This window comes from Syntrophaceae bacterium (genome assembly GCA_013177825.1).
Lineage (GTDB): Bacteria > Desulfobacterota > Syntrophia > Syntrophales > PHBD01 > PHBD01.
On sequence record JABLXX010000009.1, the window covers coordinates 114,707 to 138,504 of the forward strand.

19 protein-coding genes are annotated in these 23,798 nt (G+C 62.7%); 13 read left to right on the forward strand and 6 right to left on the reverse strand.

What is annotated here, in order from left to right:
- Positions 1-2: 2 nt before the first annotated feature.
- Genes HPY65_16575 through HPY65_16585 form a run of 3 tightly spaced genes read right to left on the reverse strand, consistent with a single transcriptional unit; the run spans position 3 to position 2,315 of the window.
- Positions 3-713 (reverse strand): amino acid ABC transporter permease, encoded by a 711-nt coding sequence (locus HPY65_16575; GenBank protein NPU86093.1) that lies wholly within the window; start codon positions 711-713, stop codon positions 3-5.
- 6 nt (positions 714-719) lie between these two features.
- Positions 720-1,553 (reverse strand): ABC transporter substrate-binding protein, encoded by an 834-nt coding sequence (locus tag HPY65_16580; GenBank protein ID NPU86094.1) that lies wholly within the window; start codon positions 1,551-1,553, stop codon positions 720-722.
- Between the two features lie 27 nt (positions 1,554-1,580).
- Positions 1,581-2,315, reverse strand: coding sequence for an amino acid ABC transporter ATP-binding protein (locus tag HPY65_16585; GenBank protein NPU86095.1), 735 nt, complete (start codon positions 2,313-2,315; stop codon positions 1,581-1,583).
- 314 nt (positions 2,316-2,629) lie between these two features.
- On the opposite strand from HPY65_16585, the gene HPY65_16590 reads away from it, so the two are divergent.
- The 8 genes from HPY65_16590 (at position 2,630) to HPY65_16625 (ending at position 10,826) form a co-directional block, all read left to right on the forward strand.
- Entirely contained in the window at positions 2,630-2,953 is a 324-nt protein-coding gene (locus tag HPY65_16590; GenBank protein NPU86096.1) for a hypothetical protein, read from the forward strand.
- A 58-nt stretch (positions 2,954-3,011) separates the two neighbouring features.
- The gene (gene gcvT, locus HPY65_16595; protein ID NPU86097.1) at positions 3,012-4,133 is read left to right on the forward strand and encodes a glycine cleavage system aminomethyltransferase GcvT; all 1,122 of its coding nucleotides are present in this window, start codon (positions 3,012-3,014) and stop codon (positions 4,131-4,133) included.
- A gap of 9 nt (positions 4,134-4,142) precedes the next feature.
- Positions 4,143-4,541: a glycine cleavage system protein GcvH gene (gene gcvH / locus HPY65_16600; GenBank protein NPU86098.1), complete on the forward strand. Its 399-nt coding sequence runs from the start codon at positions 4,143-4,145 to the stop codon at positions 4,539-4,541.
- A gap of 169 nt (positions 4,542-4,710) precedes the next feature.
- A complete protein-coding gene (gene gcvPA / locus HPY65_16605; GenBank protein ID NPU86099.1) occupies positions 4,711-6,057 on the forward strand; it encodes an aminomethyl-transferring glycine dehydrogenase subunit GcvPA in 1,347 nt (448 codons plus the stop codon).
- Positions 6,058-6,070: 13 nt separating this feature from the next.
- Positions 6,071-6,499 carry an acyl-CoA thioesterase gene (locus tag HPY65_16610; GenBank protein NPU86100.1) on the forward strand — a complete coding sequence of 143 codons (429 nt, stop codon included), beginning with the start codon at positions 6,071-6,073 and terminating at the stop codon, positions 6,497-6,499.
- A gap of 57 nt (positions 6,500-6,556) precedes the next feature.
- Complete coding sequence (locus HPY65_16615; protein ID NPU86101.1) at positions 6,557-7,246, forward strand: SnoaL-like domain-containing protein; 690 nt, start codon at positions 6,557-6,559, stop codon at positions 7,244-7,246.
- A 20-nt stretch (positions 7,247-7,266) separates the two neighbouring features.
- Complete coding sequence (gene gcvPB, locus HPY65_16620; protein ID NPU86102.1) at positions 7,267-8,727, forward strand: aminomethyl-transferring glycine dehydrogenase subunit GcvPB; 1,461 nt, start codon at positions 7,267-7,269, stop codon at positions 8,725-8,727.
- The gene (locus tag HPY65_16625; GenBank protein ID NPU86103.1) at positions 8,724-10,826 is read left to right on the forward strand and encodes an acetate--CoA ligase family protein; all 2,103 of its coding nucleotides are present in this window, start codon (positions 8,724-8,726) and stop codon (positions 10,824-10,826) included. Before gcvPB ends, HPY65_16625 begins: the two co-directional genes overlap by 4 nt.
- Before the next feature lie 39 nt (positions 10,827-10,865).
- Here HPY65_16625 and HPY65_16630 read toward each other — a convergent pair whose 3' ends face one another.
- Positions 10,866-12,854, reverse strand: coding sequence for an acyl CoA:acetate/3-ketoacid CoA transferase (locus tag HPY65_16630; GenBank protein NPU86104.1), 1,989 nt, complete (start codon positions 12,852-12,854; stop codon positions 10,866-10,868).
- 309 nt (positions 12,855-13,163) lie between these two features.
- Positions 13,164-14,564: a GntP family permease gene (locus HPY65_16635; GenBank protein NPU86105.1), complete on the reverse strand. Its 1,401-nt coding sequence runs from the start codon at positions 14,562-14,564 to the stop codon at positions 13,164-13,166.
- A gap of 783 nt (positions 14,565-15,347) precedes the next feature.
- Between HPY65_16635 and HPY65_16640 the strand changes: the two genes are divergently transcribed.
- The 5 genes from HPY65_16640 (at position 15,348) to HPY65_16660 (ending at position 22,562) form a co-directional block, all read left to right on the forward strand.
- A complete protein-coding gene (locus HPY65_16640; GenBank protein ID NPU86106.1) occupies positions 15,348-17,165 on the forward strand; it encodes a KamA family radical SAM protein in 1,818 nt (605 codons plus the stop codon).
- Positions 17,165-18,100: a lipoyl synthase gene (gene lipA / locus HPY65_16645; GenBank protein ID NPU86107.1), complete on the forward strand. Its 936-nt coding sequence runs from the start codon at positions 17,165-17,167 to the stop codon at positions 18,098-18,100. Before HPY65_16640 ends, lipA begins: the two co-directional genes overlap by 1 nt.
- Before the next feature lie 154 nt (positions 18,101-18,254).
- The gene (locus HPY65_16650; protein ID NPU86108.1) at positions 18,255-19,571 is read left to right on the forward strand and encodes a hypothetical protein; all 1,317 of its coding nucleotides are present in this window, start codon (positions 18,255-18,257) and stop codon (positions 19,569-19,571) included.
- A 239-nt stretch (positions 19,572-19,810) separates the two neighbouring features.
- Complete coding sequence (locus HPY65_16655) at positions 19,811-21,031, forward strand: MFS transporter (GenBank protein ID NPU86109.1); 1,221 nt, start codon at positions 19,811-19,813, stop codon at positions 21,029-21,031.
- A gap of 172 nt (positions 21,032-21,203) precedes the next feature.
- Positions 21,204-22,562 (forward strand): NAD(P)/FAD-dependent oxidoreductase, encoded by a 1,359-nt coding sequence (locus tag HPY65_16660; protein NPU86110.1) that lies wholly within the window; start codon positions 21,204-21,206, stop codon positions 22,560-22,562.
- Positions 22,563-22,574: 12 nt separating this feature from the next.
- Here the strand turns inward: HPY65_16660 and HPY65_16665 are convergent, their stop codons facing one another.
- Entirely contained in the window at positions 22,575-23,546 is a 972-nt protein-coding gene (locus tag HPY65_16665; protein ID NPU86111.1) for a deoxyhypusine synthase, read from the reverse strand.
- Positions 23,547-23,798 lie beyond the last annotated feature (252 nt).

Consider the following 23,798-nt stretch of genomic DNA (forward strand, 5'->3'; position numbering starts at 1 on the left):
GGTCACTTCCCTCCCATCATGGGACTGAGAACCTTCCGGTTGTAAATCGTCATCAGTCCGGCGATGACCAGCGACAGAACAAGGTAGACCAGGGTTGCCGCCGTGAACGCTTCGAAGCCTTTGAAGGTATAGCTCTCTACCTGCCTTGCCTGGTAGGTGATCTCCGCCACACCGATCGTCATGGCCAGGGACGAGTTCTTCGTCACATTCAGAAACTGGTTGATCAGAGGCGGGATCGTCAGCCGGACAGCCTGGGGCAGGATGATGTAGCGCATGGAGCGAAGATACGAGAACCCGGAACTCCGGGCGGCCTCCATCTGCTCCTTCGGGATGGAGCGGACGCCGGAGCGGATATCCTCGGCGATGAAGGCCGAGGTGTAGATCGTGAGCGCGATGACCGCCGCGGCGAACTCGAAATTCACGCTGTTGAGCCAGTCGTTCACGGCCGTCGGAAGGATCTGGTACGACCCGAAATACCAGAAAAAGATCTGGACCAGAAGCGGCGTGTTGCGGAAGAATTCCAGGTACGCGTGGGAAAACCAGAGAATGGGCCTGACATTGCTCATCCTCATGATGGCAATGATCAGGCCCAGCAGGAATGAAAAGACAATCGACCAGACGGAGAGCTCAAGTGTGATCTTGAACCCCGATACGAGCCATTCGAAATACTGGCCCGAGGTGACGACCGACCAGTCGAACTGATAGCTGAACACCGCTTTTTACTGCTCCCAGGGCTCTTTCTTTGTCGTGATCTTGAAGGTGCGAGCCATGTGGAAGGCCATCCCCTTGGGTCCGAACCACTTGTCGAAGATCTTTTTCGCCTCGCCCTTTTTCTCCATCTCCACGATCGTCTTGTTCACAAAGTCGACCAGGTTCTTGTCACCCTTCCGCATTCCGAGGCCGTAAGGCTCATCGGAGATCTGGATGTCGGGGATCTCGTATTTGGTCTTGTCCGGGGCCTTGGCCAGGATGTTGGCCAGGATCGACTCGTCGGTGGTCACCGCCGCGACCTTTCCCTGCTGGAGGGCCAGGAACGCCTGGGGATAATCGTCAAAGGACAGGATGGTCGCCGTCGGCAGGGCCTTCTTGGCGTTCTGCTCCGAGGTCGAGCCCTTGGCGGTGCCGATTCTCTTGCCCGCCAGATCCTGCAGTTTTTTCACCTCCCCTTTCCGGGTGATGAATTTCTGGCCGGTAAAGAAGTAGGTATAGCTGAAGTCGATCTGCTTGGCCCGGTCGGCCGTTTTCGTCATCGTGGCGGCGATCATGTCGATGTTGCCGGCGATGAGCTGGGGAATCCGCGAGGCCGACGTTACGGACTTCAGCTCCAGCTTGACTCCCATCTTCTTCGCAATGGCCCGGCAGAAATCGACGTCATAGCCGACGATATCCCTGCTTTTCTCGTCGATGTAACCGAACCCGGGCGTCGAATCCTTCACGCCGCAGACGAAGACGCCCTTCTTCTTCGCGTCCGCCAGCGTGTCCGCGGCTGCAGCCGCGCCGCAGAGGGCCACGACGAAAAGCACCGCCATCAACCATACCGCCGTCCTTTTCATGTTCCTTCCTCCTTCATTTATTTAAGGTTAGTGCATGGGCGACAGGATCTCTTTCAGGAAGAGCTGGGCCCTTTCATGCCTGGGATTCCGGAAGAACTCCTCCGGGGTTGCCTCCTCGAGAACGACCCCGAAATCCATGAAGATAACGCGGTCCGCCACTTCCCGGGCAAATCCCATCTCGTGGGTGACCACCATCAGGGTCATTCCGGTATGGGCGAGCCCCTGCATGACCTGGAGAACCTCGCCGATCATTTCCGGGTCCAGGGCCGAGGTCGGCTCGTCGAAACACATGATCTTGGGTTTCATGGCCAGCCCCCGGGCGATGGCTATCCGCTGCTGCTGCCCCCCTGAGAGCTGGGAGGGGTAGGAATCCCGGCGGTCCGCCAGTCCCACGCGCTCCAGAAGCGCCATGGCCTCCTCTTCAGCCTGCTTCTTCGGGAGCCGGCGGATCTTGGTGGGGGCCAGGGTAATGTTCTTGATAGCAGTCAGGTGGGGATAAAGATTGAACTGCTGAAAGACAAAGCCGATTTCGGCCCGGAGGCGGTTGATGTCCGTCTTCCGGTCCGACAGGTCCTGACCGTCGACGACAAGCCTGCCTTTCTGGATGGGCTCCAGCTTGTTGATCGTGCGGATGAGGGTCGATTTCCCCGATCCCGAGGGACCGCAGACAACCACGACCTCGCCCTGTTTTACATGAAGATTGATGTCATTGAGAACATGCAGATCCTTGAACCACTTGTGGACGGCTTCGAACCGGATCATGGTCAACTCCGCGTTTCACTTGTCGTTTCACAGGAGCGGCAGGGATTGCAGGCTGGGGACAACCTGGTTTGCCCCGTGAAACGGATGCAAGGTATAACCCATTCCACCGAACAAATCAACGACCGCGTTGGCCGACGGAGGGAGTCCCGCTTCCGGGCGCTCCTGCTCCGGCTATCGATTCCGGCATCAAACGCCCCTGCTGGTTTCCGGCGTTTTGCTCCTTGAAATGGTCCGGGAATTGGTGTACGTGTGAAGCGCAAACGGAATCCCGTTTCCCGCAAGTATCTCCCTTATCCCGTTCATGGAGACGTCTCATGCAGAAGATTACCTGCCCTCTCTGTCAGAAGAGTTTCATCTGGACCGATACCATGGATCCCAAAGGGAGATGCCCCACCGAAGACTGTGAATGGCGTTACGACATCCACGAGGAACTGCAGAAAAGCGTTTCCCGGAAAATCCCCAAGGCCGACGGGCGTCCCGCCTGCCCGCATTGCGGCGCCCCGGTCGAAGGAAAACTCGCCGTCTGCGACGGCTGCGGCTATGTGGTGGCCGGAGCAAAAGCCTACAAAAAAGTGGATGTTTTCATCTTTGTCGCCGTGCTTCTCCTGATCCTGTCGGCCATCTACCGGTTCCTGTAATGACGGGCTCGACCGAAACAGCGCCGGCCCCCGAACGATGTCCCTTCCGGAACAGACGATGAACAAGACTCCTCTCTTTGGCCGCCATGAAGCCCTGGGCGCCCGAATCATCGATTTCGGAGGCTGGGCCATGCCCGTCCAGTACTCCAACGTCATCGAGGAGCACCACGCCACCCGGGAGCGGGTCACCCTGTTCGACACCTGCCACATGGGGGAAATCGACGTATCGGGGCCCGAGGCCCTGCCGTTCCTCCAGAAGGCCCTGACCCGAGACCTGGCGGCCCTCGAGACCGGGCAGATGAGGCTCAGCCTGCTGGTGAACGAAAAGGGCGGAATCCTGGACGACCTGACGGTATACCACTTCGGCGGCGATCGATATCGGCTGGTGACCAACGCCTCCACCAGGGAAAAGGATTACCGGTGGCTCCTCGGCATCCGGGAGCAGGCGGGGTTCCGCCAGGTGGACATCATCGACCGGTCGGACGTCGTCGGCAAGATCGACATCCAGGGTCCCCGGGCGGAGGGGATTCTCCAGGGCCTGGTCCCGGTTCTTCTCAAGTCCCTGACGTATTACACCTTCCTGGAAACGTCGGTCGGATCCGTCCCGGCGGTTCTCTCCCGCAGCGGATATACCGGTGAAGACGGCTTCGAGGTCTATATGGCATCCGGGGAGGCGGGCCTCGTCTGGGACCTGCTCCTCGAGGCCGGCCGGGCCCAGGGAATCCGGCCCGCCGGGCTCGGCGCCCGGGACACGCTCCGCCTGGAAGCGGGGATGATGCTCTACGGGAACGAGATGTGCGAGAACGTTACCCCTTACGAAGTCGTTTACGGCTGGCTTGTGAACCTCGAGAAGGACTTCATCGGCCGCGACGCCCTGGCCCGGCAGAAGCGGGAAGGAATCCGCCGCAAGCTGGTGGGCTTTCAGATGGAAGACCGGGGCATCGCCCGACACGGCTACCCCGTATGCCGGGACGGAGCGGTCATCGGCGAGGTTACCTCCGGAACCTTCGCACCGACCCTGCAGAGACCCGTAGGGCTGGCCTTTGTAGCACCCGACTGCCGCGAGCCGGGCACCTCCATTACCATCCGGATCCGGCAGAGCGAGGCCCGGGCGACGGTCGTCCCGCTTCCCTTCTACCGAAAAGAAAAGAAAAACGAGTTCTACAATACCTTCATATAAGGAGCACCCATGGCCAAACCGAATCCGACGGACCGAAGGTACTCCCGGGAACACGAATGGGCCCTCGCCGGGCCCGACGGGACGGTCACGGTGGGAATCACCGATTACGCCCAGGAAATGCTGACGGACATCGTCTTCGTGGAGCTTCCGCAGACAGGAAGGAGCGTCCGCCAGTCGGAACCCTTCGCCGTGGTCGAGTCCGTGAAGTCCGTTTCCGACATCTACGCCCCGGTGAGCGGCGAGGTCGTCGCCGTCAACGCAGAGCTGGAGACCCAGCCGGAGCTGATCAATCAGGATGCCTTCGGCGACGGCTGGATCGCCCGGATCAAAATGGACAACCCGTCGGAACTGGACGGGCTGATGGACGCGGAAGCGTATAGTGAGATGATCCTCCAGGAATCCCATTAGGCTGTTGAAAAAGCGCCGTCTGCCGCGTTGCCCTCGTCCCCTTTTGAACAGCCTTGGCAAAGGCGTCTTCATAAAAAACCTGCCGGAACTGGCCGGGCAAGATCGTGGGCATAGGTGAGAAACGCACCCGCCGGCTGAAGGAAGCGGTAAACCATTTCAGGAAGGTGCCATGGAATACGTGCCCCATACCGAGCGGGACAGGCGGCGGATGCTGGAGACCATCGGCGTCGCCTCGGTGGAGGACCTCTTTTCGGACATTCCGGAATCCTTGCTGCGGAAGGCCCCCCTGAGCCTGCCGCCTCCCCTGGCGGAGCAGGAGGCCTTCTCCCTGCTGGAGGAGATGGCCTCCCGGAACCGTCCGGGACGCATCGTCCTCGCGGGGGCGGGGGCCTACCGGCACTATATCCCCGCCGTCGTGGGCCACGTGACGGGCCGGTCCGAATTCTACACCGCCTATACGCCCTACCAGGCGGAAATCAGCCAGGGCATCCTCCAGGCCATCTACGAATACCAGACCATGATCGCCGGCCTGACGGGGATGCAGGTGGCCAACGCGTCCATGTACGACGGCGCCTCCGCCACGGCGGAAGCGGCGGTCCTGGCCGCCAAGACCCTGGGACGGAACCGGATTGTCGCGGCCCGCTCCGTCCACCCGGAATACCGCCGGGTGCTCTCCACCTATGCCTGGGCGAACGGGTACGACGTGACGGAGATCCCTTTCGGTCCCGACGGCCGGGTGGACGGAAAGGCGCTGCAGGAAGCCATCGACGGCCGCACGGCGGCGGTCATCCTTCAGTCCCCCAATTATTTCGGCATCATCGAAGACCTCTCCTCCCTGGAGGGGACGGTCCACAGCGCCGGAGCCCTGCTCGTGGCCTGTTTCACCGAGGCCCTGTCGCTGGGGATCCTGAAGCCGCCGGGGGCCTCGGGGGCGGACATCGTTGCGGGAGAAGGGCAGAGCTTCGGCAATCCCCTGGCCTATGGCGGTCCCTACCTGGGGATCTTCGCCGCCTCGGAGAAGTTTCTGCGCAAGATCCCGGGACGTCTCGCCGGGGCCACCGTGGACCGGGACGGGGAGCGGGCCTTCGTCCTGACCCTCCAGACGCGGGAGCAGCACATCCGTCGGGAGCGTGCCACGTCCAACATCTGCTCCAATGAGGCCCTCTGCGCCCTGGCCGCCTCGGTCTACCTCGCAAGCCTCGGTAAGAACCTGAAGGCGCTGGCGGAGTTGAACGTCTGGAAGGCCCTCTATCTCAAGGACCGCCTCCTCTCCCTGCCGGGCTGGAAGCCCGTTTTCAGCGGCCCCGTATTCAACGAATTCGTTCTCCGGTGTCCCGACCCCCGTGGTGTCAACGCGCTGCTCGAAAGGGAGGGAATCATCGGCGGCTGCGAGCCGGGACTCGATTATCCGGAACTGGGGGACGGCCTCCTTTTCTGCGCAACGGAGATGCTGTCCAAAAGCGACGTGGACAGGGTCGTGGAGATCCTGTCGGGGGCGGGGCCATCCGCCGGGTAAAGGGAGAATGAGCATGGGCGATTCCAGGCCTCCCACGCACATCGTCACCCGCCTCGTCAAGGGCGCGGACCTGAACCACCACGGCACCCTCTTCGCCGGACGGAACGCCGAGTGGTTTGTCGAATCGGGATTCATCGCCGCCGCCGGCCTCACCTCACCGGCGAACATTCTTTGCGTCAACATCCACGGGCTGGTGTTCAAGAAACCCGTGCCGAGCGGCTCCATCATCCGCTACGAGAGCCGCATCGTCAGGGCGGGGCGGACCAGCCTTCTGGCCTATATCCAGGTGTTCCTGCAGAACGACATGAGGCTGCTCGTGGACGGATTCCTGACGTTTGTGCACGTGGACCGGGATGATCGGCCCATCCCCCACGGCATCGTTATTCCGGAGCATCCGGACGATCTTCCCATCCTGGAGCGGCTCCGGACCATTTCCGCATGAACCGGGGAGGGAGACCCTCCCGTCCCCGAGCAGATGAAATTCAGCAAGGAGGGCTTCATGAAAGCGACACCGACCACTTGGAGATTCGGACTTCTTTTCACCTCTCTATCGGCGTTTCTGATTGTAACGGCCGCGTTCCTTTACGGTCCGCCTGCCGCCGGCGCCGCCAATGCCTCCTCCCGGGCCGTCGAGGAAGCCATGATCACCTTCGACCAATTCATCGACCTCTACATCAAGAAGGACCTGAAAGGGATCATGGCCCTTCATGACGCGGACGTCACGGCCATCGGCACGAACCGGGACGAGCAGTTCATCGGAAGGGAAGCGCTGGGCAGGGCCTATGCCCGGGATTTCGCCCGGATCGACCGGATCAAGTCGATCGGCTGGTCCGTCCTGTCCTCCGGAGCACAGGGATCCGTCGTCTGGGTAGCCGCGGACCTGCGAATTTCATGCGTCATCGGGGGCGCCCCCCAGAGCGTCGGCGGCCGCCTGACGACCGTCCTCCGGAAGAAGTCAAAGAGCTGGCAGATCGTACAGACCCACTACTCCCTGCCGGCGGACCGGATCGTTCGGATGGACGCCCTGGTCACCTTCGGGCAGATCGATGTCAACGACGACGGGAAAATCAGCTTCGAGGAAATCAAGATCTGGGTCCGGGACGTCACCCCGGAGTCCTTCCGGAACGCCGACCGCAACGGAGACGGTTACCTGAACCGGGAAGAGTACGAACTCCTTCGAAAAAAATAGGACGACACGGGGAATCCGTCATGGAACTGATCTTCGAGAAGAGCCGGCCCGGCAGGCAGGCAACGGCCGTTCCGGCGAGCGATGTCCCCGCCCCGCCACTGGAGAACGCGATCAGCCCGGATTTGCTGAGGGGTGACGTGGACCTGCCGGAGGTTGCGGAAGTGGACCTGATCCGCCACTACACGGCCCTCTCCCGGCGCAATTTCGGTGTCGACATGGGATTCTACCCCCTGGGCTCCTGCACCATGAAGTACAATCCCAAGCTCAACGAGGAAACGGCCCGGATGGCCGGTTTCGCCGGCCTCCATCCGTACGCCCCGGAGTCCTTCGCCCAGGGAACCCTTCAACTCCTCTTCGAACTGAAACAGGCCCTCGCCGAAATCTTCGGCATGGCCGACTTCGCCCTCCAGCCCGCCGCGGGCGCCCACGGGGAGCTGACGGGCGTCATGATGATCAAGAAGTACTTCGAGAAACGGGGAGAAAAGCGGTCGCGGATTCTGATCCCCGATTCCGCCCACGGCACGAATCCCGCCTCGGGGGCCCTCTGCGGCTACTCCGTGACAACGGTCCGATCCAACAGTGAGGGCGGCGTGGACTTGGACCATCTCCGGTCGCTCATGTCGGAGGAGGTCGCCGGGCTCATGCTGACAAACCCGAACACCCTGGGGCTCTTCGAGCGCAACATCACCGCCGTCGCCTCGATCGTCCACGAACGGGGGGGGCTTCTCTACGGGGACGGCGCCAACGCCAACGCCTTCCTGGGCATGGCCCGGCCGGGGGACCTGGGGTTCGACGTGATCCAGCTCAACCTGCACAAGACCTTCTCGACGCCCCATGGCTGCGGGGGCCCTGGAAGCGGTCCCGTGGGGGTATCAAAGGAACTGATCCCCTTCCTGCCCGTTCCCCGGGTCGTCATGACCGATGCGGGCTACCGGTGGGATTCCGAAGCGCCGGATACGATCGGCCGCGTCCGGGCCTTCTACGGCAACGTGGGCGTCATGGTGAAGGCCTATACGTACATTCGGACCTTGGGAGCGGAAGGTCTCCGGCACGTCGCCGAAACGGCGGTACTGAATGCGAACTACGTCAAGGCCCGCCTGGAGCCTCATTTCGATCTCCCGTACCCGCGGACATGCATGCACGAATGCGTCTTCTCCGGGCGCCGGCAGGTCCGTGAGAGCAACGTTCACACCTCGGACATGGCCAAGCGTCTCCTGGACTACGGCTTCCACCCACCCACCATCTATTTCCCCCTGATCGTCCCCGAGGCGATCATGATCGAGCCCGGCGAGACGGAAAGCATCGAGACGCTGGACGCCTTCTGCGACGCCATGATCGCCATCGCCCGGGAGGCCCGGGACAATCCCGATGTGGTCCGCTCGGCCCCGCTCACGACACCGGTCCGCCGCCTCGACGAGGTGAGAGCCGCCCGGGATCCCGACGTCGTCTGGAAACGCCCCCCCTCGGAGACCCCCGCATGAAGAAATTCCTGGAACCGCGCTCCGTGGCGCTGATCGGCGTTCCGCGGGCCTCAGGCCCTGACTCGTACAACAACGCCGAGACCATGATCCGCTACGGCTATGAAGGCCGCCTCTTTCCCATCAACCCCAACGCCGAAGAAATCTACGGACTGAAATCCTATAAAAGCGTCCTGGATCTCCCCGAACCGGCGGACCTGGCGGTCATCTCCACCGGCCGGGACCGGGTCCTTCCGGCCCTTCGGGACTGCATCCGAGCCGGCATCGACCGGGTCGTCGTCATCACCCAGGGCTTCTCCGACGCCGACGCGCAGGGCAAGGCGATGCAGGAGGAGATCGTCCGAACCGCCCGGGAGGCAGGAGTCCGCGTCCTGGGACCGAACACGATGGGGATCCTGAACAACTTCAGAAACTTCACCACGGCCTTCATGGACACGGAGCGCCCCCGGGTCTACCCGCCCGTCTCCGTCATCGCCCAGACGGGCTTCATCCAGATGGCGGCACCGAACATGGGCTACCGGCACTGGGGAAAGGCCATCGACATCGGCAACGGCGCCGACGTGGACGTCGTGGACGCCCTGGAATACCTGGAAAACGATCCCGAGACAGAGATCATCTTCATCTACATGGAGGGCGTTTCCCGGGGTGCGGCGTTCCTGGAGACGGCCGCCAGGGTCACCCGCCGGAAGCCCGTCCTGGTCTTCAAGTCGGGGCGCACCCGGGCAGGGGCGCGGGCGGCCCTTTCCCACACGGGCTCCCTCGTGGGGGAAGATGCCGTCTTCGAGGCGGCCTTCCGCCGGACGGGCATTCTCCGTGTGAACAACGGCTCCGAGCTGACCGACGCCGTCCATGCCCTCCTCTTGCTGGGTGAAATGAAAGGCCCCCGCGTCGCCGTCCTGACGATCACCGGGGCGGGGGGAATCATGGTCGTCGACGCCTGCGAGCCCCTGGGGCTCACCCTGGCGGATCCCCCCGAAGGTCTGGAGAAGGAGTTGAAGCAGGGGATCCCTGACTGGATCGGCGTCGGCAACCCCCTGGACATCTGGCCCATCGGCATGATCGGCGGCGACTACCCGGGTGCCTTCGGCAAGGCCCTGACGGGATTCCTTCGCGACCCCGGCGTGAACGGCGTCATGGCCATCCTGCCGGCCACGGTCTCCCCGCTTCACCAGTCCATGAACCTCGTGGAGGTGTGCGAGCGGTCCCGCCGGGACGCGGGCAACCGGAAACCCGTGGCGATGTGGGTCTACATCGACGTGGAGCCCTTTCTGGACCGCTACGAGGCCATTCCGGGAGTCGGCTGCTTCCCTACCATCGAGCAGTCCGTCCGGGCCCTCTCCTTCTGCCGGCGCTGGCACGAGGCAAAGAACCGGAGGGAACCCCGCCGGCGAACATTCCCTGTGGATCGAACCGTCCTCGAACCGCTCCTCGCGAAAGGGCGGGAGCGGGGAGTCCTGCTTGGCGAAGACGCCCTGGCGATCCTGAAGGCCTTCGGGATTCCCACGGCACAGGGAACCATCGCTGCCGACCGTTCCGAACTGGAGGCCCTGGCCCCCCGCTTCCGCTTCCCCGTGGTTCTGAAGCTGGCGGGGAACGCCTTCCTCCACAAGACCGAGTGGAACGGCGTCATCACCGACATCGCCCGGCCCGGGGAACTGGCCGACGCCTACGAACAGCTCCTGGAGAACGTCCGGCGCCGCAGCCCGGACACAGCCGTGGAGGCCGTCCAGGTCCAGGAGCAGGCCTCCGGCCTGGAGATCCTCCTGGGAATCAAGCGGGATCCCCAGTTCGGCCCGGTGATCGCCTGTGGACTGGGGGGCATTCACGCGGAGGTTTTCCGCGACGTGAGCCGCGCCATGGCTCCCGTCGATGCGGAGGAGGCGGAGGAGATGCTCCGCTCCCTGAAGAGCGCCCCGCTCATTGAGGGAACCCGGGGCCGCCCGGGAGTTGACCGTCAGGCCCTGGTGGATGTCCTGGAGCGCCTGTCTTTCCTGGCCCTTGAAATCCCCGACATCGCCGAGCTGGACGTCAACCCCCTGATGGCCTCCCCGGAGGGCTGCCTCGCCGTGGACGCGCGGATCGTCTGGCACGGATCCCGCTGACCGTTCGTCCCGATCATCCGATCCGGCAGAAATCGGCGCCTATTCCTTGAGGAGACGGTGTGCCTCGTCCTTCGATTCATAGAGGTGGGGCGCCACATCCCGCTTTGCCAGCTCGTCGCCGAGTTTCATCCGGAGAAACGTGCTGGTCGTGTAGCGGGTCACTTTCTCGTAGAACTGCATCACGTACTTGACCATCTCCGCGTACTCATCCACGAGCTCGGGAAGGATGTTGAAGTTGTCGTAGTTGACGATCGTGTAGACCTTCTTCCCGAGCGGCTTCAGCATGCTCTCGACATGATCCCGGATACCGCGGATCTGCTCGTGCGACTTCACGTAGAAATTCTCGAAATTCACGTAAAACGTGTTTTCCCGGGCATCGTACACCAACCGGTCTTCGATCGGGATATCCAGGAGCTCCCGGATGATCCCCATGGGTGCCAGGCCGAAGATCCGCGGGTCCATGAGCCTTGGGGGCGTCTTCATCACCGGCTGGAAGCCCATCCTGGAAAGAATGTCCCTGTCCAGATCCACCCCGGGAGCGATCTCGAGGAGTTCCATCCCTTCCTGCGTGAGGCTGAAGACGCACCGCTCCGTGATGTAGAAAACGGGCTGGTGCCTCAGGGCGGCGTATTTGCCGCTGAAGGTGATCTGTTCCACCTGTTTGACGAATTTCTGTTCCCGCCCCTCCGTGTCGATCCGGAGCTTGCCGTCGACCACGGACACCAGAAGACCTCCCGCTGTGAATGTGCCGAGAAAGACGATCTTCTTCGCGTTCTGGCTGATGTTGATGAAGCCTCCCGGTCCGACGAAACGCGGTCCGAACTTGCTCACGTTCACGTTGCCCGATTCGTCCATCTCCGCGGATCCGAGGAAGGCGATGTCCAGGCCGCCTCCGTCGTAAAAATCGAACTGATAGGGCTGATCGATGAGGGCGTCGATGTTCGTTCCGGTCCCGAAGTTGAGACCGCCGTTGGGCATCCCGCCGATCACGCCCGGCTCCGCCGTCAGGGTGAGCAGATCCAGCATTCCTTCTTCGTTCGCAATGCGGGCGACCCCCTCGGGCATCCCGATGCCGAGGTTCACCACCTGGTTGGGCCGAAGCTCGAAGGCGGCGCGTCTCGCGATCACCTTGCGCGGTCCCAGGTCCATGGGCGGAATGGAGGCCATGGGCACGCGGATCTCGCCCGTGAATCCGGGGTTGTACTGCTCCAGAAACGTCAGCTTGTGATTCTCCGGCCTGGCGACAACGACGCAGTCCACCATGATGCCGGGGACCTTGACGTTCTTCGGATTCATGGTGTGCCGGTCGGCGATCCGCTCCACCTGCGCGATGACAAAACCACCGCAGTTCTTTGCGGCCATCGCCTGGGCCAGCATCTCGATCGTGAGGGCTTCCCTTTCCATGGTGATGTTCCCGTCCGTGTCGGCGGTCGTACCCCGGATAATGGCCACATGGATCGGGGGCAGCTTGTAGAAGAGGATCTCCCGTCCCTCGATCTCCATCAGCTTCACCAGGTCCTCCCCTTCCCGTTTCGTCTTCTCGTTCAGCTTTCCGCCGTCCAGCCGGGGATCGATGAAGGTGCCGAGCCCCACATGGGACAGCAGGCCCGGCTTCTTCGCGGCCAGGTCGCGGAACAGGGTGCTGATGATCCCCTGGGGATAATTGTAGGCGAGGACCTTTTCCTCCCGGATAAGCTTCTGGAGTTGCGGGGCGAGACCGATGTGCCCGCCGATGATGCGGCCGATCAGGCCTTCGTATCCCAGATGATTCAGGCCCCGGGTCTTGCCGTCGCCCTGCCCGGCCGCATAGATGAGCGTCAGGTCCCGGGGGTGGCCCTCTTGCCTGAAACGTTCTTCGAGATAAATGAGGATGTCCTCGGGAACGCCCGCGCTCACGAACCCGCCCGTTGTCACGACGTCACCGTCCCGGATGATCGCAACGGCCTGCTCGCCGGATACGATCTTGCCCTTGCGGCGGATCTGGGCCCGGATTTCGTCCAGGATCGGATGATCCATCTTTTTTTCCATCTCCTGCGAACGATCGGAATCAAGCCCACTCTCGATCTGGTTCATGCTTTTCCTCCTTTTGCGTGCCTGGAATCGGCTACAGGAAGCCCCGTCCATCCCGGCGGACCCCAAAGCAGATCCCGGTCCGTCGCAATTGCGCGTTTCGTCCGTGCCCGATGCCGGGAACCGGATCGGTCCCGCTTCCGCACGGAGAGAGCAGGACGTCTTTCCGATCCCGGGGAAGACCCTGTCCATTCTTCCCGGGGACGGTTGCATTTTTGTCCCCGGAAAAGGCGCTTCTGTACAGTTTGCAGCGGGCGAACCGCCGACTCAGTAGAGCCCGGTTAAATGGTAGAGCAGAATAATGCTGAACACGGCCACCGTCTTGATGAGGGTGATCATCCCGATGTCGGGATACGATTGCCTGTGGGTCAGTCCGCAGACGGCCAGGAGGGTGATGACGGCCCCGTTGTGAGGCAATGTATCACATCCCCCCGATGCCATGGAAGCGACCCGATGAAGAATTTCCGGAGACATGCCGATCGAATTCGCCCAGGCCAGCCAGTCCCTGGACATCAGGTCCAGGGCGATGGACATGCCGCCCGAGGCCGAACCTGTGATGCCCGCCAGCGTCGTAACGGACACGGCTTCCGAAACGAGCGGCGTTCCCCCGATCTGGATGCTGAGCAGGGAGCCGGCAATCGCCTTGAAACCCGGCAGTGCGGCGATGACGTTCCCGTAACCGACCTCGGAAGCCGTGTTCAGGATCGCCAGGAGAGACCCGATGGCCCCCGCGTTCAGGGCCTTCTGCAGACCCCCTTCCCTGGGGAGGTTCCGGAAACCCAAAGCAACGGCCAGGATGATTCCCGCAACAAGAGCAATGATCAGAGACCAGATGCCGATGACCTTCTTCACCGTTCCGGCAAACAGGGGGAGTTTCATGTCCGCAAAGGCATCCATCAGCTGGGGGTTCCACTCGAAAACCCGGGACAGAAAGTAATTGAGAAGCAGAACGGTCAACAGGGGAAGAATGCCGATGTACCACTTCGGCAATTCCCCGGCGGAAGAAACGGACGGCTCGTTCTGCGTATGATCTCCGTAACCTTCCCCTTTTGCGGCGGCCTTTCTGCGCCGCCACTCGAGCCATGCCATTCCGGTGATAAGGATCAGCGTGCCGCCGAACAGTCCGGCAATGGGAGCCGCATAGCCGGTCGTGCCGTAGAAATTCGTCGGGATCAGGTTCTGGATCTGGGGCGACCCGGGAAAGGCATCCATCGTGAACGTAAAGGATCCCAGGGCGATCGTGCCGGGAAGCAGCCGCTTCGGGATGTCGGCCTCCCGGTAAAGAGCGGCGGCGAACGGATACACGGCAAACACGACAACGAAGAGACTGACACCACCGTATGTCAGGATGGCACAGGACAGAACGACGGCCAGCATTGCCCGTTTCATGCCCAGTTTCTGCATGACGAAGGCGGAGATCCCCTTCGCCAGCAGGGTGTCCTCCATGACTTTCCCGAAGACGGCGCCCAGCATGAACACGGGAAAGAACGCCTTGATGTAGCCGACGGTCTTGGCCATGAACAGCTCCGTATAACCGGGCATGACGGGCAGGCCCTGCAGGGCGGCGGCCGTCAGGGCGAATACGGGGGCAAAGAGAATGACGGAATACCCCCGATAGGCCATGTACATAAGACCAAACAGACTGAGAACGATCCCCAATGCTTCCATTCTTTTCCTCCTGCTCGGAATGTTTGCGGTTTATGGTTCGAACGGTTCCCGAAGATCATGGATCCCGCAGGGAACGATGAAGACGCCGATGCTCCGGCCGCAGCGGGACTGCGACTCGAATCGGCCCTCGTCCGGCGAATCACCTCCTGCCCGTGCACACACCGGCAGAACGCCGGAAGAGCAGGCAACGCGCCACGCTTCTCTCAGGACGGCAACCATCCAACATCACAAGGTATTTTCAAAAACCAGGTCGGACATTCTCCCGGGAGAATGTCGATAACAGGTTATGGCGGGCAGGGGTGTTGCGCTACTAACTACCAGTATTTTTTAACGTTATATCCTGCAGACAACCGTCTGCAAATGATCGACTGGATTAGGATGGGGTTGATGGCGATGCAGGTCGGCGGAAAACTCCGGCAGGATGCCGTTTGCTTTCGGGCACTCGGTTTATCGAATCTGTGGGGGAAGCGGGCGGGATCTCCGTTTGGGGGAGATCATGGAACGGGCGCGAGTATAGGGAGAGTCGTCCGCAATGTCAATATGATTCGGCACATGCATATCCACCCGGAATTACGGGCGATATATCCTCATCCCGAACAATGCGCCCCAGGCATGGGATGGAGTCCGGAGGAGGCCCGTCGTATCCTGCAGCAGACTGTCCTCCGTTGACTTCCATGGCCGGAACGGTATAGGATTGCACAATAATGGACCGGGAATCCGCGCCCGGCGTGTCGACGGCGACACACCCGAACCATCAACCTCCGGCGAGACACCACACAACCCATGAAAAAACTGCTGACTTTGTCCAGGAAGGACCTGGTGGCCAAGCTCTGGGCCGCCGACCCGAACATCCACCGTATGCTCCGCCACTCCAAACACGTCGAGGAGGCAAGGCACCTCCTCTTCGACTACTTCAACGCCCTCGACCGCTCGATGTTCAACATGAAACCGGGAACCTACTTCTCGAACATGAACATCATCGAAAAGAGGAATGCCAAGGAGTGCACCCGGGTCTTCGCCAATACGATCCGGACAGAGAACGAGTTCATCACCGGCGCCTCGCCGCTGACCCTCCTGTGCAACCTCGCCCAGGAAAAAGAGGGGTCAATCGATACGGTCTCGGAGGCCTTTCTCTGTGAATACCTGGCCCTCTTTCACGGGATCACCGGTAAATACGGAAAGCACGTCAAGAGCCATGACATCTTCCGGATGGCCGACGGACGGGAAGCCGCCCTCATCCGCTCCGCCCAGCTCGACGAGTACGGGGCCTACATCCGGAAGTACCTGAAGCGCTACCGGACCGGCAGGGACAAGGCCCTGGTCCGGGAACGGGCGAAGCTCCGGGACGACATCCTCCGCCATTTCGGGGCCTCCGAGGCGGATTGGGGGAACTATCTCTGGCACCTCAAACATGTGATCCGGGACCTCGAAACGCTCCGCTCCCTCGTGACACTGGAACCCGACGAAATCGAGGGCATCGAGGCGGCGCTGGACTCCGGTATCCCCTTCGAGATCACGCCCTATTACCTGTCCCTTTTCCACAAGGAAGGCCGGATCGACCACGACCGGCAGATCCGCGCCCAGGTCATCCCCAGCGCCCGTTACTGCGCAGGAATCGTCGAGAGCACCCGGTCGGGGGTGGACCTTGACTTCATGGGCGAGAAATCCACGAGCCCCATCGACGGTATCACCCGGCGCTATCCCGAGATCGTCATTCTAAAGCCCTACAACTCGTGTCCCCAGATCTGCGTCTACTGCCAGCGGAACTGGGAGATCAAGGCCATGGATCAGAGGGAGGTCCAGCTGAGCCGGGCCAAGGTCCGGGAAGCCCTCGGCTGGATCCGGGACAACGAATCCATCACGGAGGTCCTCGTCACCGGCGGGGATCCGCTGACCCTTCGGAATGATTATCTCGACTGGCTCTTGGGCGAGATCGCCGCCATCAGCCATGTGGAGAGGATCCGTATCGGGACCCGGACCCTCGTAACCCTCCCGTTCCGCATCGACGAAGGACTTCTGGAGATCTTCCGGAAGTACCACCAGTGGGGGAAACGGGAGCTGGCGATCGTAACGCACTTCGAACACCCGACGGAGATGACCGAGGACTCCCTGGCGGCAGTCGGAAAAATCAAGGCCCTCGGCATGAACATTTACAACCAGCAGGTCTTCACCTATTACAACAGCCGCCGGTTCGAGACGTGCCTGCTGCGGAAAAGCCTGAAGCTCTCCGGAATCGATCCCTATTACACATTCAGCACCAAGGGGAAGGAGGAGACCGTCGACTTCCGGGTGCCCATCGCCCGCGCCGAACAGGAACGCCGGGAGGAAGCCCGCCTGCTGCCCGGCCTCGTTCGCACCGACGAGCCGGTCTTCAACCTGCCCCGTCTCGGCAAGTCGAACCTGCGGGCGTGGCAGGATCACGAGGTCATCATGATCCTCCCGGACGGCCGCCGGATGTACCGCTTCTACTCCTGGGAGGTCCGCCTGGTGACGGCCTTCGATTACGTCTATACGGACGTGCCCATCTACGACTACCTCCAGCGCCTCGCCCGGGACGGAGAAAACGTCAACGACTACGCGACGATCTGGTATCATTTCTAATGGCCTTGCGAGTAAAATCGGAAGAAGGCTTCATGCCTGAAGCACCCCTTCGAAAGCCCGCCTGGCTGAAGGTCCCCCTGCCCGGCGGACCGGCCTTCGCGTCGGTTTCCCGGACGATGGCCGACCTGGGCCTCCATACCGTCTGCCGGGAGGCCCGCTGTCCCAACCGGGGGGAGTGCTTCTCCGCCGGCACCGCCACCTTCCTGATCCTGGGGGATACCTGCACCCGGAACTGCCGCTACTGCGGCGTCCATCACGGAATCCCGGCGCCACCGGATCCGGAAGAGCCGAAACGTGTCGCCGAGGCATCCCGGAGGCTCCGCCTCCGCTACGTCGTCGTCACTTCCGTCACCCGGGACGACCTCCCGGACGGAGGCGCCTCGGCCTTCGCGGCCTGCATGGAAATCCTGCGGCGCGAGATTCCCGGCTGCCGCGTCGAGGTCCTCGTTCCCGATTTTCGCGGCGACCGGACCGCCCTGCAACGTGTTCTCGACTCGGGTCCCGACGTGGTCAACCACAACGTTGAAGTGGTCCCCCGGCTGTTCCCGGCACTGCGTCCCCAGGGGAACTACCGGACGTCGCTGGAGCTGCTCCGCCGGGTCGGCGAAGGGAAAGAAACGGAGGAGGGGCGCCCGGCGGCCAAATCCGGCCTGATGGTGGGCCTGGGGGAAACCCGGGAAGAGATCTCGCGGGTCCTGGAAGATCTTCTTGAAAGCGGATGCCGGCATCTGACGGTGGGCCAGTACCAGCAGCCGACGCGGGAGCACTGGCCCGTGGCCCGCTGGTGGACTCCGGAGGAGTTCGCCGGGATCGAGGAAGAAGCCCGGGCCATGGGATTCCGGCATGTGGCGTCGGGGCCGCTGGTGCGCTCTTCCTATCGGGCCGCCCGCGCTTTTCCGGAGAACGGCGGCGGCTCGGCGCAGGCGCCGCCCTGAGCCGCCGGCGGTCTGCACCCGGGTCACGCAAGGCGCAGCAATACCCGTTTATCGGGGGAGCACGGAAGGGGGGTGAGGCAGACAAACAGCGTCGGGAGTGAAAACGTTTCCGGACCGGTCAGAATGTATCAGGAAAGGAGGGAAAACGAAACGCATGGACAAGCGAATCACCCTCGGACTGCTCGCCGTTCTGTGGGCAGTCCTCCTTCCCGCGGCGGCCCTGGCGGCTCCCGGTTACGTGGGGTCCGACAAGTGCGCCACGTGCCACGCCCAAGCCTATGAAAAATGGAAAGGTACTCTCCACAACAAATCGCAGCAGGACCTCTCCCCCACCAACGACACCGTCGTCGTGGACTGGAAGGGAACCCTGAAACTCAAGGGCGGAAACATTCCTGAGTACACGGTCAAACTTTCGAAAACGGGCAAGGACTACCTCGCCACCCTGGTGGACACGAAAAATCCCTCCCGGGAACAGACGTACAAAGTCGTCCGGACCTACGGCGGCTGGGGATGGAAGCAGCGTTACCAGGTGAGGATCGGCAACCTCCACTACATCCTTCCGATACAGTGGAACCAGGCCACATCGCGCTGGGTCGCCTACAACCCCCAGTGGTGGTACAATGGGGACGGAAGCCTCAAGGAACCGACGGCGAGGAACTCCTTCGAACTGGACTGCGCCGGATGCCACAACACGGGCCTCGTCCTGGCGAAGGGCGACAAGGGCGTCGACGTCAAATATTCGGAACTGAATACGGGTTGCGAGAAGTGCCACGGCCCGGGCTCGGAGCACATGGGCAATCCGACGGGCGGCATCGTCAACCCAGGGAAGCTGGCCTATGACCGCAATATTGAGTCCTGCGGCCAGTGTCACTCCCGCGGCGTGAGCAAGCCCGCAGGGAGTTACGGCTACCCGTGGAACGATCGGGACAACAAGCCCTACGTGGTGGGAGAACCCCTGGACCAGTATTACCAGTTCCGGCCCGGCGTGTGGGGCGGCATGGACGCCCACGCCAAGAATCATCACCAGCAGTGGCACGATCTCCTGAGAAGCCGGCACTACAAGGGCAAGGTGGCCTGCACGGCCTGCCACGACCCTCACGGGGGTCCGAACCGCTACCAGCTCGTGAAGGTGGACGGCAACAACGACCTGTGCCTCAGCTGCCACAAGAAGAAATATGCAACCCCCGAGGCGGTCCGCAGTCACACGAAGCACTCGTATGCCCCGGAGACGACCGGAACCAGCCGCTGCTCCTCCTGTCACATGGTGAAGACGGCATCCTCGGCAGAGGCGGGCGACATCCATTCTCATGACTTCAAGATCATCAAGCCCCAGGAGAGCCTCGATGCCTTCCGGAAGGACCCGAAGAACGTCATCCCCAATTCCTGCAACGGCTGCCACAAGGACTGGGGCAAGGACGAGGCGGGCTACGTGGCCGGCGCGACGGCTTATGAAAAACTGTTCAGGAAATAGTCCGGCTCCGTGAGGGCGCCCGCCGCCCTGCCCGGAAGATCCGGCCCCAGACCGAAGGGGCTCCAGAAATCGGAAGGAGCCCCTTCCCGTTCGATCCCCCGACCGCCCTTTTCGGATGTGTCGGGGAACAGACCGCCGAACGATCCAATGTCCGATTTTTACGTCAACGGGGGCTCCCGGGTGCATTTCCCGGGATTCCCGGCATTGCAAAACCGCCGGGAAAGGTCGATCCAACCGTCATGAACAACGAACACAAAATCGTCTTCTACACCTGCTGGGCCCATTCCCTGTTCCACTGCTTCGAGGTGGCCTTCCCGGCCCTGGCCATCCCCCTCACCCTGGCCCTCGGCCTGGATCTTACGGCGGTCCTGGCCCTGGGATTCCCCATGTACCTCCTCTTCGGACTCTGCTCCCTCCCGTGGGGGATCGCCGCCGACCGCTTCGGGAACCGCCGCATCCTCGTCCTGGCCCTCTTCGGCAGCGCCGCCGGCGCCCTGTGGACCGCCCTGGCCGAGTCCCCGACGGCCATCGCCGCGTCCCTGGCCGTGACCGGGGCCTTCATTTCGGCAAGCCATCCCGCCGGCATGGGTTTCATCACCGGAGGGGTGAAGAACCGCGGCACCGCCCTGGGTATCAACGCCGTGGCGGGAAGCGTCGGACTCGTCGCCGCGCCCTTTCTGGCGGGCCTGTTGAACTGGCTCTCCGGCTGGCGGGCCGTTTACGGGGTCCTGGGACTGGCGGCCCTCCTGGGAGGCATCGCGCTGGCGGCGGCGCGGATCGACGAAACGCCCCTTCCCGGCCAGGGCCGCTTCGTGCTCCCTCCGGCGAAGGATCGGAGCGCCGGCGTCCGGCGGCTGATCCTGTTCTTCTGGATCGTTACCCTCGGGGGCCTGGCCTACCGGATCAACATCATCTCCCTGCCGGCCTACCTGGAGTATCACGCCCCGTTCCTCTCGGAATTCCTGCGGGCGATCCATCTCCCGGACCACCCGGCGACGGCCACCTTTGCGGCCGCCGCCCTCACCTCCCTCGTTTACATCGCCGGGATTTTCGGCCAGCTCACGGGGGGCAGGCTGGCGGACCGGCACGAGCTGATAAAGCTCTATATCCTGTTCAACATCGTCTCGATCCCCTTCGTCCTCGGGATGGGCCTGCTCCGGGAGCAGCCGCTGTTTCTCGCCGCCTGCCTCTATGTCTTCTTCGCCCTGGGCATCCAGCCCATCGAGAACAGCCTGATCGCCCTGTTCACACCACCGGCCTGGCGCAGCACGGGATTCGGCGTCGCCGCCGTGCTGATCTTCGGCGTCGGCTCCGCCGCGGTTTACCTCGTGGGCGCGCTGAAGGACTCCTGGGGGTTTCCCGCGGTCTACTGGGCCGCCGGAGGCCTGATGGGACTGATCGTCCTCCATATCCTGCTGCTGATGTACTGGACAAGGGGCGCATCCTTCCGCAACCTGTGACGGGCCGTTGAAAAACATCCGTCTGCGGCGTTCCCCTCATTCTTCATGCAGGCAGGTCCCGGTTTTTCCGTTTACACCACGGTGCGCTTCGTCTATGCAGAATACGGCCGACGCGGCGACCCTCAAGTTTGCTGCGGGCGCACATTCCCGGCCGGCCGGAACAAGGAGAACCATGGAATCATTCGATCTGATCGTCATCGGCGGCGGCCCCGGCGGACATGCCGCAGCGGAGGAGGCGGCCCGCCTGGGGGCACGCACCGCCATCCTGGAGCGCGGCGGATGGGGAGGAACCTGCACCCACCGCGGCTGCATCCCCACGAAGGCTCTCCTGACCTGCAGCCGCGTCCGAGCCGCCCTGAAGAAAGCGGGACGCCTGGGCGTGAGGGTCCCAGACACGGCGCTCGACATTGCGGCGGCACGCAGGCACATGGAGCAGATGGTCCGGGTCTCTGCCCTGGGGGCCCAGCAGTCCCTCCGGGACGCCGGCGCGGACTGCCGGATCGGTACGGGATCCCTGAAGGCCCCGGGGGAAGTGGAATGGACGGCGCAGGACGGAACGGCTTCCATTCTACAGGCCCCGTTCATCGTGATCGCCTGGGGTTCCGAGCCGTCCCTTCCGCCCGGCATCAAGCCTTCTCCACGAGTCCTTACTTCCGACGGCTTTCTCGAGCGGACGGACATCCCGGAGAGCGCCGTCGTTCTGGGCGGCAGCTTCATCGGGGTCGAGTTCGCCACGTTCCTGGCCGAGGCGGGCTGCAAGGTCACGCTGGCGGAAGCCCTCGACCGGATCCTTCCCATGGAGGACGACGACGTCTCCTCCTTCATTTCCCGGGAGCTGTCCCGCCTGGGGATCGCCGTTCATACCTCCTCCGCCGCCGAATCCATCCGGGAGGAAAACGACGGCATCCGGGCCCGGCTGGCGGGCGAAGCCGGTCCGCTGGAGATGGAGGCCTCGATCGCCCTCGTCTGCACGGGCCGGCGGCCGCTCCTGGATAAAGGACAACTGGATCGTCTCGGCATCGCCTTCGACCGGCAGGGCATCCGGGTGAATGAAAACCTGGAGACCACCTGCAGGGGGGTCTTCGCTGTCGGAGACGTGACGGGAGGGGTGCTCCTGGCCCATCGGGCAGCACAGCAGGGAAAGGCCCTGGCCAGCCGCCTCTTCGGCGACGGATCGGTCCGCCACGACGATACGTTCGTGCCCTCCGTCGTCTACACCCACCCGCCGGCCGCCCGGGTCGGACTCACGGAGCGCCAGGCCGCCGAACGGAGTCTCGCGATCCGGGTGACACGGTCCGATTACGGGGCCAACATCCTCGCCCGGACCGAGCTGGCGGGCTCGGGGTTCGCCAAGGCCGTTTTCCAAGGGGACCGCCTGGCGGGAGCCGCCGTCGCCGGCGAGGGGGCGGGAGAGCTGATCGCGCCACTGACGCTGGCCGTCCGGTCCGGCCTGGAGCGGACGGCGCTCAGGAACTGGGTCCTTCCGCACCCGGGCTACAGCGAGGTCTTTCAAGGGTTGTTCCGGGATTGAAGGGCAAAGGCGTCAGGGACCGTCTTCCAGCAGGTAGGAGAAAATAAGGGGTGCCACGATCGTGGCGTCGGACTCGATGATGAAGCGGGGCGTGTCCGGATTCAGTTTTCCCCAGGTGATCTTTTCGTTCGGCACGGCACCCGAATAGGATCCGTAGCTCGTCGTGGAATCGCTGATCTGGCAGAAATATCCCCAGACGGGGGTTTCCCGGATCTTCAGGTCCTCCCGGATCAGGGGAACGACGCAGATGGAGAAATCCCCGGCGATGCCGCCGCCGATCTGGAAGAAGCCGAACGGACCCGTCTGCGAGGCCTCCCGGTACCAACGGACCAGATCCATCATGTATTCCATTCCGGAACGGACGGTATGGACGTTTCCGACCTTCCCCTGGAGGCACAGCGAAGCATAGGCGTTCCCCAGGGTGGAGTCCTCCCAGCCGGGGACGAAAATCGGCAGGTTCCGGTCGCAGGCGGCCATGAGCCAACTATCCGCCGGGTCAGCCTCACACAGCTTTTCCCGGTGGCGGTGGATGACACGGTAGAAGAATTCGTGGGGGAAGAACCGCTTCCCTTCCCGGTCGCAGGACATCCAGTCCTCGCCGATCAGCCCTTCCAGGCACCGCATGGCCTCCGTCGATACACAGGTGTCCGTAACGCGGTGAAGCTGCCGGTCGTAAAGATCCTTCTCCTGTTCGGGTGTCAGGAAGCGGTAATGGGGCAGGGGCAGACGGCGGGTTTCCACCAGGTTGAAGAGGTCTTCCTCAAGGTTGGCCCCGGTGCAGGAGATGGCGTGGATCTTGTCCCGACGGATCATCTCGGCGAGGGAAATGCCCAGCCGGGCGGTGCTCATGGCCCCGGCGAGGCTGACCATCATCCGGCCTCCCGCCTCCAGGAAGCGCCGGTAGGCCTCGGCCGCTTCCACCACCACGGCGGCGTTGAAATGCCGGTAATGCCGTTGCATGAATGCCTTTATGCTCAACGTCATCCTCCATCGCGCGCCACCTCCGTCGTTTTCAAGAGCCTTGACCATAACAGGCCGGCTCGGCCGCAGCAGGAGACACCCCGGATACGGACGGGCCACGTAAAAAGATGACCGTCTATAAAAATTTTGGTAATTAGTCCCATTTTGGCACAAGATCGCAGAGAAAAGTAGCAACTTGGTCGAAAATATCAGAGTTGCGATTATTATATCGAAACTCCAGTTCTTTCAAATAAAGAGGGAACTGTTCCTTGGAGA

Coding starts and splice junctions, on each gene's coding strand:
- HPY65_16650 (NPU86108.1), top strand. CDS start 18,255: ATGGACAAGCGAATCACCCTCGGACTGCTCGCCGTTCTGTGGGCAGTC.
- gcvPB (NPU86102.1), top strand. CDS start 7,267: ATGGAACTGATCTTCGAGAAGAGCCGGCCCGGCAGGCAGGCAACGGCC.
- HPY65_16665 (NPU86111.1), bottom strand. CDS start 23,546: ATGACGTTGAGCATAAAGGCATTCATGCAACGGCATTACCGGCATTTC.
- HPY65_16640 (NPU86106.1), top strand. CDS start 15,348: ATGAAAAAACTGCTGACTTTGTCCAGGAAGGACCTGGTGGCCAAGCTC.
- lipA (NPU86107.1), top strand. CDS start 17,165: ATGGCCTTGCGAGTAAAATCGGAAGAAGGCTTCATGCCTGAAGCACCC.
- HPY65_16580 (NPU86094.1), bottom strand. CDS start 1,553: ATGAAAAGGACGGCGGTATGGTTGATGGCGGTGCTTTTCGTCGTGGCC.
- HPY65_16615 (NPU86101.1), top strand. CDS start 6,557: ATGAAAGCGACACCGACCACTTGGAGATTCGGACTTCTTTTCACCTCT.
- gcvT (NPU86097.1), top strand. CDS start 3,012: ATGAACAAGACTCCTCTCTTTGGCCGCCATGAAGCCCTGGGCGCCCGA.
- HPY65_16625 (NPU86103.1), top strand. CDS start 8,724: ATGAAGAAATTCCTGGAACCGCGCTCCGTGGCGCTGATCGGCGTTCCG.
- HPY65_16635 (NPU86105.1), bottom strand. CDS start 14,564: ATGGAAGCATTGGGGATCGTTCTCAGTCTGTTTGGTCTTATGTACATG.
- gcvPA (NPU86099.1), top strand. CDS start 4,711: ATGGAATACGTGCCCCATACCGAGCGGGACAGGCGGCGGATGCTGGAG.
- HPY65_16610 (NPU86100.1), top strand. CDS start 6,071: ATGGGCGATTCCAGGCCTCCCACGCACATCGTCACCCGCCTCGTCAAG.
- HPY65_16655 (NPU86109.1), top strand. CDS start 19,811: ATGAACAACGAACACAAAATCGTCTTCTACACCTGCTGGGCCCATTCC.
- HPY65_16660 (NPU86110.1), top strand. CDS start 21,204: ATGGAATCATTCGATCTGATCGTCATCGGCGGCGGCCCCGGCGGACAT.
- HPY65_16590 (NPU86096.1), top strand. CDS start 2,630: ATGCAGAAGATTACCTGCCCTCTCTGTCAGAAGAGTTTCATCTGGACC.
- gcvH (NPU86098.1), top strand. CDS start 4,143: ATGGCCAAACCGAATCCGACGGACCGAAGGTACTCCCGGGAACACGAA.
- HPY65_16630 (NPU86104.1), bottom strand. CDS start 12,854: ATGGAAAAAAAGATGGATCATCCGATCCTGGACGAAATCCGGGCCCAG.
- HPY65_16585 (NPU86095.1), bottom strand. CDS start 2,315: ATGATCCGGTTCGAAGCCGTCCACAAGTGGTTCAAGGATCTGCATGTT.